Origin of the sequence: Microcystis sp. CS-574 (genome assembly GCF_028329095.1) — a bacterium.
In the GTDB taxonomy this organism is placed as follows: domain Bacteria; phylum Cyanobacteriota; class Cyanobacteriia; order Cyanobacteriales; family Microcystaceae; genus Microcystis; species Microcystis ichthyoblabe_A.
In genome coordinates this window covers 37,294-51,856 of sequence record NZ_JAQMSY010000087.1, presented here as the reverse complement: position 1 = coordinate 51,856, position 14,563 = coordinate 37,294, and the positions used below count along the sequence as shown (strand labels likewise).

Sequence of the window (14,563 nt, the reverse complement as noted above, 5' to 3'; positions counted from 1 at the left end):
GTCTGATTGCCCAGCCATTCTCAACAAGCACTGTTTATTGAGAATTACTGGGGGAACCCTGAAATTTTCGGCTTAGTTGCCGGCAGCTTGCCGCCAACTCACTCCTCTAGATAAGTATTTTGACTCACGCTCCTTCCTCTTTTGAGACGTTGTGACACTTAGGGTGCGGAATGTGGGTTGTTGGGTAAGACTTTTAGACCTTTTTGAAATCCAAAAGTGCCAGGCGTGGGAGTGATCAGGGGGAAAATTCAGGTACTTTTTCCCCGAAAATTAGGTAATTGACCCCCTGAAAATGGGTAAAACCCTACACCCCACACCCCACGAGAAACTTTTTGCCGCAAACCCCAATCACATCGCGTAAAATGGTAGCGCCTCCGACCAATGGGGGCGTTTTCCCGTTTGCCAATCCAAATGGGCTAAATCGAGGATAGCGGGGGCATTTATGCCTAAATAGCTGGGTGTGGCTAATCTTTGATAGGAAATAGTTAAGTTTTCTAAGGTCTGCTGCCATTGTTCCAAAGTCATCAGGCTATCAGCTAAATAAACCCGATTACCCCGATAGATGCCCACATACAATTGTCCCCTAGTGGCGGGCATTTCTAGGGCTAGATAGGTATCAAGGGGGTAAAAATCCCGTTGTGACCAAGCAAAGGCCGCTAAACTGGAGACGGTAAAAATCGGTAGCTGTAATTGTTGTGCTAGGGTTCTAGCGGTGACTATACCGATGCGGGTACTGGTAAAGCTCCCCGGACCCCTAGCAGTGGCGAGAAAGGCTAAATCTGCCCATTTTTGCGGGGCTAGGAACTTTTTTAGATAGGGGTGGAATAGGTTTGATAAATCCCTGTCTAAGTCCCAAGTTTGTTGACGACTATCATCACTGAAATTAGAGAGGGCCAGTCCTAGTTGGGGACTGCTGGTATGCAAAGCTAATCCATAGACAGGGGAAGACAAGTCGATCTTTCTGTATCAGTAAATTTTTATGGGTCGCCTGGGATTCGAACCCAAGACCAATCGGTTAAAAGCCGAGTGCTCTACCGCTGAGCTAGCGACCCGTTTCGTGTTCTGCACACGATTCATCAATATAACATCTTATCGAGGCTAAGTCAAGGGGTAATTTAAATTTGATTGACTCGCATTTCCACGATCGCCTCGCGGCTGCTCTGGGGTTCTAGGTAGGTCAAATGTTCGCCTGTGTTAAGGGCGTTGCGGGGAGCGCTCCAAGGTTCGAGACAGATATAATTTTTATCTTTCAGGGTCCAAAAAACTATAGTTGTATAGAGATCGTCGTAACTGAGGACAATTTGGCGCTGATGATAAGAATCACTAAAACCACTTTGATGGCGCGTAATTTGCGGAAAAGCGGCATCAATTTCTTCGAGATTAAAGTCAAAGTTACCAGAGTAGTAATGGAAGGTTTTCGTGCGTTGGTCGAAGTATTGGGAGGAGGGAATATCAAAGGACAATCGGGTTTTATCGGTGACTTGAAAATAGGGATGAAATCCGATAGAAAAGGGCATTTTTTCGGGGGAAAGATTGATTACTTTTTGGTGAATTCTGAGGCTGTTTCCTTGCAGTTGATAGGTAAAGATTAATTGAAAATCAAAGGGATAGACTTGACGAGTGGCTTCATTACTGTTTAATTCTAGGGTTAAACTAGCGGCGGTTTCGCTGCTTTGTTTGCTGACTTGCCAAGGTAAATCACGAGCAAATCCGTGTTGTTTGAGGCTATAGTTTCGGCCTTGGTATTGATAGGTATTATCGGGTAAGTTGCCGCAGATAGGAAATAAAATCGGGACTCCTCCGCGGACGCTGAGGTTAGTATCTTTGAATCTTTCTCTGTCCAGATAGAAAATATCTTCTCCGCAAATTTGCCAACGGGTGATGATTCCTCCCCTAGCGGGAACCACTTCCAGATAAGCGTCAGCCTCTTCATCCTTGAGACAATAGGTAAGGTATTGATTTTGGTTTTGAGTGATCGTAAAAGTCATATCAGTTATCAGTTATCAGTTATCAGTTACCAGTGATCAGTTACCAGTGAATATCATCGTTCTTCGGTAGTTTGAAAGCTGAGATAGACTAGCTTGAGATGAAAATTTGAGTAAGAAAATAGGCAATGGCGGCACTACCAACGGGTACAGTGAGATTATCTATACCCAGTTTCGAGAAAGTTTCTAGAATAGTAGCTCCGATCGCTGTCAATAAAGATACTAGAATAATTGGCGGATTAATGCCATTAATAAAAGATAAAATAATCAAGCTGACTAGAAAGCTGACTCCTAACATAGTCAGGGAACCTTCCAGACTTTTGCCACTGCCGAAAATTTTGTAGGGATGTTGACCGAAATTTTGTCCCACTAGGGCTGCTAATCCGTCTCCTAAAGCCATAATTAAAATACCCATTGCTGCGTATTCGGGGTGAGAAATTGGCCAAAAATAAGCCACAAGAACACCGATACTAACAGCATAAAAAAAAGTTCCCCAACTGCGGCGACCAACACTATTAAGACTGGGCAAAATGGGGAAAAAATAGGATAGGATAGCAATAATTGCCGCTAGGATGGCCGCACTTATTCCCACCCAAGCGGGGATATTTAACCACCAGGCAAAAAGGATGACGTTTCCTGTGCCAATGTGGACAACTTTGCGGGTAATTTCGCCATCGGTACTGAAAACACTTTTTAATTTTTCAGCGATCAGAATCAGAACAGCTAGGTAACAGGCGACTAAACTGATCGAAAATAGGAGAGAGTGGGATAGTTCCACGTGGCAAAAGCGAAAATTGACTATCTATTTAGTTTAGGCGATCGAGGTGACATTGATGAAAGGAATTTTTATTGGCTTAATTGAGGGATATAGACGGTTTATTTCGCCGCTATTTCCCCCTTCCTGTCGTTTTCAACCCACCTGTTCCCAGTATGCCATAGAAGCGATCGATCGCTTTGGTGTGCTACGGGGTTCTTGGTTAGCAATTAAGCGTATTCTCCGTTGTCATCCCTTTCACCCCGGAGGTTACGATCCTGTGCCTCCCTGTAGCCACAAGCACGATTAAAAGCCACAGCAGTTATCTCAATGGTGAGATAAGAAGTTTTCGTTTTGGGGATTCAGGAGTCAGGATTCAGGAGTCAATAGCAAACTAGGTTATACTTCATCTTTAGGGTAAAGTCTGTAAAACTCTTGATATTTTTAGACCCGTTGATGATTGCCTATTTTCTTTTGGGAAAACGCTCGATATCGGCGATACCATAAAAGATAATCTGTTTATCTTTTAAACGTAGTCGATCGACCCTTAATTGAGTACCATCGAGAGCAAACTTATCTAAATCCATAAGGTTGTTAACATGGCTGATTAAAGCTTCTCCTAAAGCTTTCGATCTTTCGTCCCCTTGGTAAACCACATCAACAAATTGAATTTTTCGCCGTTCTTCCACAACCACAGCCGTGGTCATTTCTAGCAGAATTGGTTCTTCTTCTGCCAATTTAATTAGACTTTTGAGAGTTAAAGTTTTATCGTCATTGAGAATTAATTCTGTGTTCTGACAGTGAATTGATTTACCTTCGTACTCTAATCTTTGCAGTTTTTCGACAATAAAAGGTGTATTAAAAGAGGTGGTTAAGTCTTCTTCCGTTAAAACTACCCGCAAAGTGGCCCGCGTCGGTTGACGGAGTTTCACCTGTCCGGTAAAAATGGCACTAAAATCGATCGCCACTGCCTGCACATACAATTCCATGGCTTCGATGCGTAGGCCATTGTACATGAGCATCGACTGACCGATAAAGTCAAAACCGTCGATACTGCCTTGCAGTAATTTGGCTACGGGTTCGGCGCGGACAGTCGCTGTCAGCTTGCCTGTGCGTTTGAATAATGCAGCGATCGCAGCACTCACCACTTTACTGATGAGTTGATCGCCGCTCTGATTGGGAAAAGGTAAGCTACCAAACACGCCTGCTGTCATATCTCTCATAGGTGGGACTGCAACGATCTTAACATTATTTAAAGTTTCTTTACATATCGTTTTATTAATGAAGATGATAAGCAATCTGTATGATTCTGTAGAGGTTATAAATTTTTAGCGGTCTATCGCGTGGGAGGGGATAGGATGGAAAAACGCTACTATCCCAGTGATATAGCGTTTTTCACTTAGAAAATCGGGGTTAAAAACGTGGTTGCCATTTCAGATCAACAACCGTTAGCCGCTACCCACAACCACAGCGATCGAGTGGCGGTATTATTGATGGGATACGGGGAAGTGGAGAGTTATGAGGACTTCGCCAACTATAATGAACAGGCCTTAAATTTGCTGACGGCTAAGTTCGCTCCTGTACCGACTTGGGTTTATCCTCCCCTAGCGAAATTATTGGCCCTATTTGACCTACACGAATGGCAGCACCAGCATAATCACTTTATTTCCCCCCATAACCACATTTTCGAGCATCAAAGACAGGAAATTGAGCGCAATTTACAGGCAAAATGGGGTAATCGGGTGGAGGTATTCAAAGCGTTTAACTTCTGTGCGCCTTTTTTACCGGCACAGATATTAACGGAAATCCGCGAGCGGGGATTCGAGAAAATTTTGATCTATCCTCTCCTCGTTGTTGATTCTATCTTTACCAGTGGCATTGCGATCGAACAGGTTAATAAAGCTTTAGCTCAAGGACAAACGGGGGAACATTGGGTTAAAGGATTGCGCTATATTCCCTCGTTTTATAACCAACCCGCTTATATAGATCTAATGGCGCGGTTAGTGGAGAAAAAAATCGCTGCCGAGGTAGCTAGTAGCTGTCTTCCCTCGCAAATTGGCATTATTTTAATGAATCACGGTTGTCCCCACGAAGCTAAGGGATTTACGTCGGGAATCGATGAAAGTCAAGCTTTATACGAGTTAGTCCGGGAAAAATTAATCTATCGTTATCCCTTGATTTCTGTGGGTTGGTTAAATCACCAAACCCCCTTAATTAAATGGACGCAACCGAATGCAGAGTTAGCGGCGAAGAATTTGATTGAATTAGGGGCCAAAGCTTTAATTTTCATGCCGATTGGCTTTGCTACGGAAAATCACGAAACTTTACTGGATGTGGAGCATATTATCGAAGCTTTACGCCGCAAACACGACCAAGTTAATTATGTGCAGATGGCCTGTGTCAACGATAACCCCGAATTTTGCCGGATGGCTGCCGATTGGGCCGAGGAACATATCGAAGCTTTACTATCACAAGAGGCTTTATCTGTCAATAGTTCTGTAACAATTCCTCACATTCATTCCGATCACCATCATCACCACGGACATCACCATCATCATTGAAAATCAGTCCTACCACTTGTCACTTTTGGAAGTATAATCTATAATTGTGCTTTCCTGGGTACGTAGCTCAATGGATAGAGCATCCGCCTTCTAAGCGGACGGTTGTAGGTTCGATCCCTACCGTACCCGTTATTGTTAACTAGGGATTGGAAATTCTCTCCTCTTGTCCCGGGGACAATCGCTTTGATGCGGTGAGCGTGGAATTAGGTCAGTTGAATCCCGTCGGTTGATATTAATTGTGTTTAATTTAGTTGGCGATCGAGTTGAAGCGCAGTCAAGGGAGAAGGCAAAGGCGAATCAGACATACTGCGTCACAATATCTCACGGAATGAGGATAGGTCGCCTGAGAAGGGGTAAAACAGGGGAAAACACCTGAAACTCCTTCTTCTGTGAATCACTGTCTTATGGCGAAAGGAGAAACAGCAGTCTAGAAAAGAGTTCTGGTATTATTTATAGACATCGCCGCGAGGTTTAATAGTTGTAATGACGTATAGATTGTTATTTCTATCTTCAAAAAACAACACTCGATACTTACCTACTCGCAATCTTAGTTCATCTCTTCCGTAAAGGGGTTTAATATCTAATTTTGTAGAATCCGAAATCAAAGTATCCAAAGCTTCAAGAAGACGAATTTGATCATTTTTAGGCATCCTTTCTAAGTAGCGTTCTGCTTGTCTAAGTAGAATATAATCAGCCAAGTTTATCTCCAAATAATTTGTATTTTAATTCTGTTGAAGTGATTCCAGTATCTCGACCGGATAAATAATCTTGCCATGCTGCTTGGCTTTCAGCAAGTTCTTCGGCTGGAATGATCTCATCGTCATCTTTTGGCGCTACGGTCGGCTTGATGATAGTTTTTAAATCCTCTAAAAGTCGCAACTTATCCGTAAGGGGAAGATTCTCTATTTGGCTGAGGATTTCATAGTAAGTTGTCATAGACCTTGATCGTATCAGATAATCCGAACACACCTCAAATAATACCACATCCAGATACTAACCAAAAATGGTAAAAGCGGTGGGCTGTTCACAACCGACTTGGTTCTGCGGTTTCTTTATCGGGATTAAGAAAGGAATATAAAGATTTGTTAAATTGTAGCTTTTACTACAATTTGGGGGGGGGGAAATGTGTATTGTTGTCTTTGCTGACCCTTTAGGGTTAGGTAAAACTGCTAGTTAACTTGGCTGCTAGAAAAGCGATCGCATCAATTTACTCTTTGCCAACTTTGCCAAAAAACAGTTAAATCCCACTAACAACTTCAATGTCTTGAGGCATCTATCATGGTATTCATTAAACTTGTCAAAAATTCTATTGGGGGAGCCGTACTTATCAGTTTGGCAACAATAGGTACTGCTAATGCTCTTCAAATTACACCTATCAGTTATGATATGGAAAATGGAGGCGGCTCTAGATACTGGGACAAGAAATATAATGGCACTGGAAACACGTCGCTAGATTATGCTCTTCTCAGCGGAGGAGTTGGAGATCTAACTGATGGCATAATTCCTACACAAAGGTGGATTGATGTAGAAGTTCCAGACGGTACAGGACCTTATGTTGGTTGGCTAGACCGGAATCCTGTCATTACTTTTAACTTTGCTGGCACAGTCAGGATAAACTCAGTTACTGTCCATGTGGCTGACTTAAATGGTGATGCTGCTATTTCCGTACCGCAAAGTATATTATTAAGTATGGGCAGCTCTAATTACGATTCGGGAACTCTTACTGATCCGCCTGGTTCAGAGGCAACATCCTATACTTTTTCAGGATTAAATTTTAGTGGTAGTTCCCTACAACTTACTCTAAATCGACGCACTGCGTGGGTCTTTGCCAGCGAAGTTACTTTTGATGGCGAACTTTTGGGTGTCCAACCAGTTCCCGAACCCACTTCTACTTTAGGCTTCCTCGCTCTCGGCACTATCGGCGCAGCTTCAACCCTGAAGCGCAAACTAAAATCATCCCAATCCACTGAAAAAGAAACCACAAAAGTTGGCTAAATTGCTTCTAAAAATACCATAAATGCCCCTTCATTCAGTCAGTAGAGGGGTTATTTTTTGTCCATGTTTCTATTCATTAATTTTTATTAATTAATCGATCACAAGTATTTTTTTGTGATATAATGGGGCGGTTTATACAAATATTTTAATTTTTAATGACTATTGTGATTCCCAACGAAATTATACAAGCAACAGGAAAAAACGAGCAACTGTTGCAACTAGAACTGGCAATCATTATGTTTAGAGACTATCATATCAGTAGCGCAAAAGCGGCTGATTTTGCCAACTTATCTTTAATTGAATTTCGTCAAGAAGTCGCCAAGAGGAATATTTGTGTAAATTATGATAGTGTAGATTGGCAACAAGAATTACAAACCTTAAAAACCTTAGGTGATCTGTGATTGTTGTTAGTAACACCTCTCCGATTACCAGTTTAGCTGCTATCGGCTATCTTAACTTGCTCCATGATATCTATGGAACAATTATTATTCCAGTGGCTGTTTATGAAGAAATGACAGGATTAGGTTATTCAGTTCCTGGCACTATTGAAGTTCAAACCCTATCCTGGATAGAAAAGCGAGAGTTAGAGAATCGGTTATTATTAGAAGAATTACAGAAGGAATTACACCGAGGAGAATCAGAAACGATAGCTTTAGCGATTTCTTCAAATGCTGATAGAGTAATTATAGACGAGAACCCTGGCAGAAAGAAAGCAATTAGTTTAGGATTGAATGTTATTGGAATTTTAGGTATTTTATTAATTGCCAAAAGAAGAAGATTAATTCCTAATATTCAGCCGTTAATGGATGATTTGATTTTTAAAGCAGGTTTCCGTGTTAATCAAATATTGTATTTAGACATATTAAAAACAGCGCAAGAAATTGATGAAAACCCATAACTAAAGCCTTCAAAATCTTCTTATTTAATTGCTGCTAACTAATTGACAACAAGAGCGTTTTTTTATGGTAAAATGGTTGGTCTAGTGTAAATATAGTAAAAGTTGAAATGTCTATCACCCATATTAATAATCTTCAAGACCAGATTTTGCAAAGTATTAAGACTTTACCGCTAGAAAAACAGCAACAAGTCCTTGAATTTGTCAAATCCTTACAAAAAAATTCACGTTTTCAGAAATGGGACAATATTTCAGATGCAGAAGCACAATCGTTACAAAATGAATTTGCTCAAGAGAATATTAGCTTTTCAGAAAGTATTTTACCCGATTATTTATCTCACCTTGAACAAGAGGATAAGGAATAAATGCGATGCGATATTTATCTAGCTGATTTGAATCCGAGTCGTGGTTCAGAACAAGCTGGTATTCGACCTGTTATTATTGTCCAACATAACAATATTGATCGCTTCACTAGCACTGTTGTTGTAATTCCATTAACCAGTAATTTACGTCGCGCACAAATCCCCGGAACAATGGTTATTCCCGCAGGACAAGGAGGCTTAAATCAGGAATCAGTAGCCTTATGTTATCAAATTGTTGTTATTGATAGACAACGACTTCAACGACAGTTGGGGACACTTTCTTCTAGTTATTTACAGCAATTGGAAGATGTTATGCGATACACATTAGATTTAACATAAAACACTAATATGAATGTTTAATTAGGGTCTGCTGAATAAATCTAAAAACCTTGTTGGATAAGACTTTTGGACTTTTTTTCCCTCAAAAAGTGCCGACCTTTGGAGTGATTGGGGGGAAAATTTAGGTACTTTTTCCCTGAAAATTAGGTAATTGACCACCTGAAAATGGGTAAAACCCCAAACCCCAAACCCCACACCCTGCCACCAGGAAAAACTTTTTGCCGCAAACCCTAACTAGGGATGGGAAATTCTCTCCTATCGTCTTGGGGACAATCGCTATAAGATTAGCGTACTGCTACGCAGTGCCTTCGGCATCGCACTAATAATTTTTGATCATTAATTCCCTACCAGATGCCGCCGCTCCTTGTTTATAATTATTCATGCCATACTGAAGATTCCACTCGATAATATGGGCAAAATTAAAGAGTTTTCGTATCTCTGGACAATCATCGTAGGTAATTAACCATTTAGCCTGACATTGACGCATATTATCGGCAAAACGTTGATGATCGAAGCTAGTATGTAAATTACCTCTTACGCCGTACAAACGGGATTTTGTGGCACTATAGTAGGGGGGATCGAGAAAGATAAAAACTTCTTTTCCCTCAGCAAATAATAATTCTTCGTAGTCTTGGTTAGTAATTTTTACTGATGCTAATAACGGCGCAATTTGAGTTAATCTGGCCATTGATGAATCAGTAAATCTACTGGTAAAAGCTGCTTGAGAATAACCTCCCGAATCCACTGTTCCCGAAAAAGTAATCCGATTTAAGATAAAAAAACGCACTGCTTTCTCAAAATCGGTTAACTTTAAATCTTCCCTTGTCAAATCTTGAAATAATTCTCGTCCAGTATCATATTTCTGTTTAATTTCTGTTATTTTTGCTACCAATAACTCAATATTTTCTTGAGCGCATTGCCAGAAACAATATAAATCATAATTTAAGTCATTAATCCAATAGGTTTTTATTTGCTGTCCAAAGAGTTGTTTAACAGCAAAAAACACAGAACCACCACCAAAAAAAGGTTCTCGATATTCCCTAATATTCACAGGAATTTGCGGCATAATTTGCTTAATTGCCCGGGATTTCCCCCCGGGATAACGCAAGGGACTTTTAATTTTTGACATTTTATACTAAATCCGTTTATTATTGAATTCCGTCTAACGACCAAGTTAGTCCTCGTGATTCGGCTCTCTTGGGTTTGGTGGGTAAAATGTATTCTAAGATACAGTCCTGCGGGCGAGCGAGTGAAACGAACCACAAAGACACAAAGGACACAAAGATCGATCGCTCTTATATAATTTAAACTTATCACACAAGGTCAAGAAGAGCCGTGATTCTCCCCAGACTTTTACTTACTTTGTCTAGCTTGACCAACTTTTAGCCAGGCAAAGATTTGTTGTGGAGTCAGTGTCAACTCAACCCCTGCAATTACCTTAAGTTGGTGATCCCCTCTGCAAACTTCCGGCTCTTGTTGGGGAGTAAACATTAAAACAGAATAATCATCTGGATCAAGCATCCATCCTAATTTACTGCCATGTTTTAAACAATGTAAAATGTTGTCAATTACACGGTTTACCTTTTGATCCGGTGAAAGAATTTCGATAGTCCAATCAGGTGCTTCCCTAAAGTCGTCCTCTGGTTCACCTGCTTGATTGAGGTTAATTCGATTCCATGCAATTACGGCAACATCAGGAACGATCGAACGCTCGCCGAAGGTACATCGCAACTCAGGTAAGGCTGTATAATCAACAGTGTGGCTGTCAACCTCAGCTAAAAGACGTTTTTGTAGGATAGAGTGTCGAGTCTTAGGCATGGGTTTCTGAATTGCGACTCCATGCAAGTATTCCCATGCTGGAGAATCCTCCAAATATGGCAATTTGAGGAAATCTTCAAGGGTGAGACTCTCAGTCAAGGAAGTCGTCATCGTTTCAAGCAAAGGTTTTTTTGTGACTTTATTATAAATGAACTTTATCTGGGTTGCTTACCGACGATTCAGGTATATTTGAGGAGAATTTGCCCTCTCAATCAAATGGGTCGATTTCTTAACTATTCTAACTGACCAGTATCACTGGAAATGCCCACAAAGATCACAAAATTGGCCAATTGTCAATAGCATTTGAGATGCTCTCACCTTGGTTATGGCGCTTCCCACTCTTTCTTTTCTAGACACTCTGCAATTCGATATGTGTTTGCAATTCCTCCTATTTTTCCATGAGATCCTAATATTGGTAAATGGCCATATGGAGCATTCAGAGAAAAGTTAGGATCTTTTCCTTTTTTCCATCCCACTGCACTGCGAAACCTATGGTAAGCCTCTGAATTCTCATCAGTTAAATAGGGTTCACCGCCTTCACTTTTCCATATTTTTTGCTGAGTATCAAAGCCAAATCTGCCTTGACTTGCTTTTGACCACAAATCTTCAATAATCAACAAATCTTTGCAAGGAAATTCTTTCATAGTTTTTGTATCTATAAATCCTTCTCCTTCTCTATTGACCGTTTGCAACATTAGTCTTAGAGTCTCTCTATTAGCGTCCTCCCACCTATTTTCTTTAAGCAGTTTACGAAGACATGAATAATAAGCATCTCTGTTTGACGAAAATCCCTCCATAGGTTTACAAGTTACAAAGTGGCGATCATAGAAAAAATAGACAAAACCCATAATTGTAGCCAAAGCTGATAGAAAAGCTACAATTTCGATAGTAGTATGAATACCTAACTTTTTCCCAGACATACAGTCTCTCAGCTAGTCAAACGGTTGAACTCACCCGCCTTGTCAAAGTCTAGCAGAAAGTCGGGTGCAGTGATATGTCAGACAGTCGGCAGCCGGTCATAGGCTTCTGGCTCAACATCGGGAACTTTTGTTAAGATTGCCTGATACTTTTCTCGACTTCCCTTTTTGGACCTTTCTATTAGGTAATTTTCTGTCATCAACGCTGAAAGTTTCTCAGCGATCGCAGTAGAGATAAATTGATCGATCGAAATTCCATCACGAGCCGCTAGATCATCTAAACTTTTCTGTAATGAGTCGGGAATTTGAACTTGGATGGTACTCATGGTAACTTACCTATTAATCGTAGGAAACCTGAAGGCTCAAGCAGACATAAACCAAATTGCTCAACACCAGCAAAGTCACGGGTGTTATATGTGATTATACTCTGACATCCTGCTTTAACTGCAAGCTCCAATACCATATCGTCTTTGGGATCACGCAGAAATGGTCGCCACAGGAAGAAAATTTTATGAGGTATCCCCACCGAGCAATAGAAATCAATTAAGTCATCTACTTCTTCTCGACTTAAATAGAGATTGGGCAACTCCCGCAATAGGACATCTGTATATTCCAAGACGAGAGGAACAGATAAGTGCATATCAAATTTTCCTGTACCTATAAGGCTAAGAAGTTGAAACGAACTTCCACGCCTAGATCTTAATCCAGCAATAATGACATTGGTATCAATAACAATCTGAGGTAACGACATTCGCAACTGGGCAACGATGATTATTGGTACAGTTACATCTTAACTTTATCATCACAGAACAAAAATAGCGTGGGTTTCATTTTTGAATTGGCGCTCTTACAAAAACCTAGCCACCTTTACTCGATCAATAAATTACGATCAAACCAATTAGATTAACTATCTACTTAACTGTTGGTTTGCGAAATTTGGAAGGAGAAGGAAAATATTCTACCCGTTCATTTTTAAGCGCTTGTGCCATGAAATCGCGCCAAATGGGAGCGGCAAAACCACCGCCGGTGATACCTTTACCTAAAGTGCGGTTTCGGTCATCTCCAATCCACACTGCGGTGGCTAATTGGGGAACATAACCGACAAACCAGACATTTTTCTCGTTATCGGTAGTACCGGTTTTTCCCGCTGCCGGACGACCGATTTGAGCCGAGGTTGCTGTTCCTCCCTGAATAACTCCCTGTAGGACAGAATTGAGAGAAGCGGTGGCCCAGGGGTCTAAAACTAGCTTCGGTTTGGGTGTATTATCGAGCATGACGTTACCCCGGCTATCGGTAACACGCATGATAAAGGTCGGCTCGGAATGCCAGCCATTACTGGCAAAAGTAGCGTAAGCTCCCGCCATTTCCAGAGGAGTCACATCCACGGAACCCAAAGGTAAAGAAGTGACGGCAATTAAAGGACTCTCGAAACCCAGCAGACGACAGACTTCAATGACTTTATTTATCCCGACACGACGACCGAGAACAACCGCGGGAATATTCAGAGACTGCATCAGAGCGCTACGCAGGGAAACCGGACCAGAAAAGCCGCCACCGTAGTTTTTTGGGCTATAGAAGCCGCCGCCCTCGCGAAAACGGACGGGAGCATCATTAACCACGGTTTCGGGGGTAAAACGACCACTAGCGAAGGCAGTATAATAGACGAAAGGTTTAAAAGCTGACCCCGGTTGACGACGGGATTGAATAGCTCGGTTTAATTGACTTTTATTGTAATCAACGCCACCGACGAGCGCCTTGACGAAATGGGTGCGGGGATCCACCGCAACTAGAGAAATTTGTAGGTCTTTGGTGCGAATACCGCGACCACGCAAGCCATTATAGGCCCGTTGAATGGTGGACTCGGCCATGTTTTGAAAGTCGAGATCGATCGTGGTTTGAATCCGCATTCCCCCTTTAGTTAGGGTTTCTTTGCCAAATTTTTGCCGCAATTCTGCCACCACTGCATCGGTAACGTAGGGTAATTTACTTTCTTGCCAAGCGGTGGGTTTACCCAGTTTCAGAGGTTCCTTGAAAGCGGCCTCTTCCTGTGCGGGGGTAATCCAACCTAAGCTACGCATCCGACTGAGAACCAGTGCCTGTCTTTCCTTGGCGGTTTTATAATTATTAAAAGGACTATAAACTTCTGGCGCTTGGATTAATCCGGCCATCATCGCCGATTCTGCTAAATTTAACTCGGAGGCGGGTTTATTAAAATAACTTTTAGCGGCGGTTTGAACTCCGTAATTATTATGACCCCAATAGATATTATTGAGGTACATTTCCAGAATGTCATTTTTGCTAAAAACCTGTTCTACTCGTATTGCTAGGACTGCTTCAGCTAATTTACGGCTAACGGTGCGAGCATGGGAAAGAAAGATATTTTTGACTAACTGCATGGTGATGGTAGATGCACCTTCCACCACACCGCCACTTTTCCAGTTAGCGACTACTGCCCGGCCGATACTATTAGGATTAATACCACGATGGTGATAAAAATGGCTATCTTCGATCGCCATCACGGCGCGTTTCAGATTGGGAGAAATTTGATCAAGTTCCACCACTTCCCGATGTGCTTCCCCGTGTAAGCTGGTCAGGGGTCTGCCTTTAACATCATAGATATAACTGGTTTCCGTGGGGACATAGCCCTGTAAAATCCTCACATCGGGTAGATTGCGGTAACTGATCGCTAATCCTACCACAGCCCCCGTCACCACGGCCGTGGATACCATCAACAGGCCGAGAGCGGTTCCCCCTGCGACTCTAGAGACTCCCTGAAGAAAGCTATCGGGGGAACTACTGGACTGCTGCTCTTTGTCTTGATTGCCGAGGGTACTGGTGGACACGATGGTTACAATTTCCTTTTTCCAAGAGGGGACTGATCGATCGAACTGGCTTGAAAGTCTATTCTATAGGTTTTGTTAAAAAATCGAATACTAG

At 41.8% G+C, this 14,563-nt stretch carries 19 protein-coding genes and 2 tRNA genes; 8 read left to right on the top strand and 13 right to left on the bottom strand.

Going from position 1 to position 14,563, the window contains the following annotated elements; genetic code table 11:
* Nucleotides 1–348: 348 nt before the first annotated feature.
* The 4 genes from tsaB to PN470_RS06675 all read right to left on the bottom strand — a co-directional run bounded on the left by tsaB (nucleotide 349) and on the right by PN470_RS06675 (nucleotide 2,763).
* Complete coding sequence (tsaB, locus tag PN470_RS06690) at nucleotides 349–951, bottom strand: tRNA (adenosine(37)-N6)-threonylcarbamoyltransferase complex dimerization subunit type 1 TsaB (protein ID WP_272104124.1); 603 nt, start codon at nucleotides 949–951, stop codon at nucleotides 349–351.
* Nucleotides 952–980: 29 nt separating this feature from the next.
* Nucleotides 981–1,052: transfer RNA gene (locus PN470_RS06685), tRNA-Lys, on the bottom strand.
* 63 nt (nucleotides 1,053–1,115) lie between these two features.
* Nucleotides 1,116–1,988 carry an aldose epimerase family protein gene (locus tag PN470_RS06680; protein ID WP_271935217.1) on the bottom strand — a complete coding sequence of 291 codons (873 nt, stop codon included), beginning with the start codon at nucleotides 1,986–1,988 and terminating at the stop codon, nucleotides 1,116–1,118.
* An 88-nt stretch (nucleotides 1,989–2,076) separates the two neighbouring features.
* On the bottom strand, nucleotides 2,077–2,763 hold the full coding sequence (locus PN470_RS06675; RefSeq protein ID WP_271935215.1) for a diacylglycerol/polyprenol kinase family protein: 687 nt from the start codon (nucleotides 2,761–2,763) through the stop codon (nucleotides 2,077–2,079).
* A gap of 55 nt (nucleotides 2,764–2,818) precedes the next feature.
* Between PN470_RS06675 and yidD the strand changes: the two genes are divergently transcribed.
* Nucleotides 2,819–3,049: a membrane protein insertion efficiency factor YidD gene (gene yidD, locus PN470_RS06670; protein WP_002732315.1), complete on the top strand. Its 231-nt coding sequence runs from the start codon at nucleotides 2,819–2,821 to the stop codon at nucleotides 3,047–3,049.
* Nucleotides 3,050–3,203: 154 nt separating this feature from the next.
* Here yidD and PN470_RS06665 read toward each other — a convergent pair whose 3' ends face one another.
* Nucleotides 3,204–3,962 (bottom strand): LmeA family phospholipid-binding protein, encoded by a 759-nt coding sequence (locus PN470_RS06665; RefSeq protein WP_002750445.1) that lies wholly within the window; start codon nucleotides 3,960–3,962, stop codon nucleotides 3,204–3,206.
* Between the two features lie 198 nt (nucleotides 3,963–4,160).
* Between PN470_RS06665 and PN470_RS06660 the strand changes: the two genes are divergently transcribed.
* Together PN470_RS06660 and PN470_RS06655 are read left to right on the top strand one after the other, a co-directional pair.
* Entirely contained in the window at nucleotides 4,161–5,300 is a 1,140-nt protein-coding gene (locus PN470_RS06660; RefSeq protein ID WP_271935211.1) for a ferrochelatase, read from the top strand.
* A 56-nt stretch (nucleotides 5,301–5,356) separates the two neighbouring features.
* A tRNA-Arg gene (locus PN470_RS06655) sits at nucleotides 5,357–5,429 on the top strand.
* Nucleotides 5,430–5,746: 317 nt separating this feature from the next.
* Here the strand turns inward: PN470_RS06655 and PN470_RS06650 are convergent.
* On the bottom strand, nucleotides 5,747–5,950 hold the full coding sequence (locus PN470_RS06650) for a type II toxin-antitoxin system RelE family toxin (RefSeq protein WP_002731958.1): 204 nt from the start codon (nucleotides 5,948–5,950) through the stop codon (nucleotides 5,747–5,749).
* Between the two features lie 40 nt (nucleotides 5,951–5,990).
* Nucleotides 5,991–6,236 carry a hypothetical protein gene (locus PN470_RS06645; protein ID WP_002734321.1) on the bottom strand — a complete coding sequence of 82 codons (246 nt, stop codon included), beginning with the start codon at nucleotides 6,234–6,236 and terminating at the stop codon, nucleotides 5,991–5,993.
* Nucleotides 6,237–6,578: 342 nt separating this feature from the next.
* Here PN470_RS06645 and PN470_RS06640 point away from each other — a divergent pair, with 342 nt between their 5' ends.
* From PN470_RS06640 to PN470_RS06620, 5 genes are all read left to right on the top strand, one after another.
* A complete protein-coding gene (locus PN470_RS06640) occupies nucleotides 6,579–7,295 on the top strand; it encodes a PEP-CTERM sorting domain-containing protein (protein WP_103111284.1) in 717 nt (238 codons plus the stop codon).
* A 155-nt stretch (nucleotides 7,296–7,450) separates the two neighbouring features.
* Nucleotides 7,451–7,696: a UPF0175 family protein gene (locus PN470_RS06635; RefSeq protein WP_002770804.1), complete on the top strand. Its 246-nt coding sequence runs from the start codon at nucleotides 7,451–7,453 to the stop codon at nucleotides 7,694–7,696.
* Nucleotides 7,693–8,193 carry a DUF3368 domain-containing protein gene (locus PN470_RS06630; RefSeq protein ID WP_002731701.1) on the top strand — a complete coding sequence of 167 codons (501 nt, stop codon included), beginning with the start codon at nucleotides 7,693–7,695 and terminating at the stop codon, nucleotides 8,191–8,193. Before PN470_RS06635 ends, PN470_RS06630 begins: the two co-directional genes overlap by 4 nt.
* A gap of 107 nt (nucleotides 8,194–8,300) precedes the next feature.
* A complete protein-coding gene (locus PN470_RS06625) occupies nucleotides 8,301–8,555 on the top strand; it encodes a hypothetical protein (protein ID WP_272104122.1) in 255 nt (84 codons plus the stop codon).
* Nucleotides 8,556–8,891: a type II toxin-antitoxin system PemK/MazF family toxin gene (locus tag PN470_RS06620; RefSeq protein ID WP_016516890.1), complete on the top strand. Its 336-nt coding sequence runs from the start codon at nucleotides 8,556–8,558 to the stop codon at nucleotides 8,889–8,891. It abuts the gene before it with no gap.
* Between the two features lie 319 nt (nucleotides 8,892–9,210).
* Here the strand turns inward: PN470_RS06620 and PN470_RS06615 are convergent, their stop codons facing one another.
* The 6 genes from PN470_RS06615 to PN470_RS06590 all read right to left on the bottom strand — a co-directional run bounded on the left by PN470_RS06615 (nucleotide 9,211) and on the right by PN470_RS06590 (nucleotide 14,469).
* Nucleotides 9,211–10,020: a DNA adenine methylase gene (locus PN470_RS06615; protein WP_002777661.1), complete on the bottom strand. Its 810-nt coding sequence runs from the start codon at nucleotides 10,018–10,020 to the stop codon at nucleotides 9,211–9,213.
* Between the two features lie 224 nt (nucleotides 10,021–10,244).
* A complete protein-coding gene (locus tag PN470_RS06610) occupies nucleotides 10,245–10,820 on the bottom strand; it encodes a Uma2 family endonuclease (RefSeq protein WP_103111363.1) in 576 nt (191 codons plus the stop codon).
* A 212-nt stretch (nucleotides 10,821–11,032) separates the two neighbouring features.
* Nucleotides 11,033–11,629, bottom strand: a complete 597-nt coding sequence (locus tag PN470_RS06605; protein ID WP_002746508.1) for a GUN4 domain-containing protein — start codon at nucleotides 11,627–11,629, stop codon at nucleotides 11,033–11,035.
* Nucleotides 11,630–11,706: 77 nt separating this feature from the next.
* The gene (locus tag PN470_RS06600) at nucleotides 11,707–11,952 is read right to left on the bottom strand and encodes a CopG family transcriptional regulator (RefSeq protein ID WP_004162257.1); all 246 of its coding nucleotides are present in this window, start codon (nucleotides 11,950–11,952) and stop codon (nucleotides 11,707–11,709) included.
* On the bottom strand, nucleotides 11,949–12,377 hold the full coding sequence (locus tag PN470_RS06595) for a putative toxin-antitoxin system toxin component, PIN family (RefSeq protein WP_271935207.1): 429 nt from the start codon (nucleotides 12,375–12,377) through the stop codon (nucleotides 11,949–11,951). The genes PN470_RS06600 and PN470_RS06595 overlap by 4 nt, the downstream gene beginning before the upstream one ends.
* A gap of 160 nt (nucleotides 12,378–12,537) precedes the next feature.
* Nucleotides 12,538–14,469: a transglycosylase domain-containing protein gene (locus tag PN470_RS06590; protein WP_271935206.1), complete on the bottom strand. Its 1,932-nt coding sequence runs from the start codon at nucleotides 14,467–14,469 to the stop codon at nucleotides 12,538–12,540.
* Nucleotides 14,470–14,563: the final 94 nt, after the last annotated feature.

Bases quoted from the DNA above. Each gene is read 5' to 3' on its own strand.
- PN470_RS06680 (WP_271935217.1), bottom strand. From the start codon at position 1,988: ATGACTTTTACGATCACTCAAAACCAAAATCAATACCTTACCTATTGT.
- yidD (WP_002732315.1), top strand. From the start codon at position 2,819: ATGAAAGGAATTTTTATTGGCTTAATTGAGGGATATAGACGGTTTATT.
- PN470_RS06665 (WP_002750445.1), bottom strand. From the start codon at position 3,962: ATGAGAGATATGACAGCAGGCGTGTTTGGTAGCTTACCTTTTCCCAAT.
- PN470_RS06650 (WP_002731958.1), bottom strand. From the start codon at position 5,950: ATGCCTAAAAATGATCAAATTCGTCTTCTTGAAGCTTTGGATACTTTG.
- PN470_RS06645 (WP_002734321.1), bottom strand. From the start codon at position 6,236: ATGACAACTTACTATGAAATCCTCAGCCAAATAGAGAATCTTCCCCTT.
- PN470_RS06640 (WP_103111284.1), top strand. From the start codon at position 6,579: ATGGTATTCATTAAACTTGTCAAAAATTCTATTGGGGGAGCCGTACTT.
- PN470_RS06635 (WP_002770804.1), top strand. From the start codon at position 7,451: ATGACTATTGTGATTCCCAACGAAATTATACAAGCAACAGGAAAAAAC.
- PN470_RS06625 (WP_272104122.1), top strand. From the start codon at position 8,301: ATGTCTATCACCCATATTAATAATCTTCAAGACCAGATTTTGCAAAGT.
- PN470_RS06620 (WP_016516890.1), top strand. From the start codon at position 8,556: ATGCGATGCGATATTTATCTAGCTGATTTGAATCCGAGTCGTGGTTCA.
- PN470_RS06615 (WP_002777661.1), bottom strand. From the start codon at position 10,020: ATGTCAAAAATTAAAAGTCCCTTGCGTTATCCCGGGGGGAAATCCCGG.
- PN470_RS06610 (WP_103111363.1), bottom strand. From the start codon at position 10,820: ATGACGACTTCCTTGACTGAGAGTCTCACCCTTGAAGATTTCCTCAAA.
- PN470_RS06605 (WP_002746508.1), bottom strand. From the start codon at position 11,629: ATGTCTGGGAAAAAGTTAGGTATTCATACTACTATCGAAATTGTAGCT.
- PN470_RS06600 (WP_004162257.1), bottom strand. From the start codon at position 11,952: ATGAGTACCATCCAAGTTCAAATTCCCGACTCATTACAGAAAAGTTTA.
- PN470_RS06595 (WP_271935207.1), bottom strand. From the start codon at position 12,377: ATGTCGTTACCTCAGATTGTTATTGATACCAATGTCATTATTGCTGGA.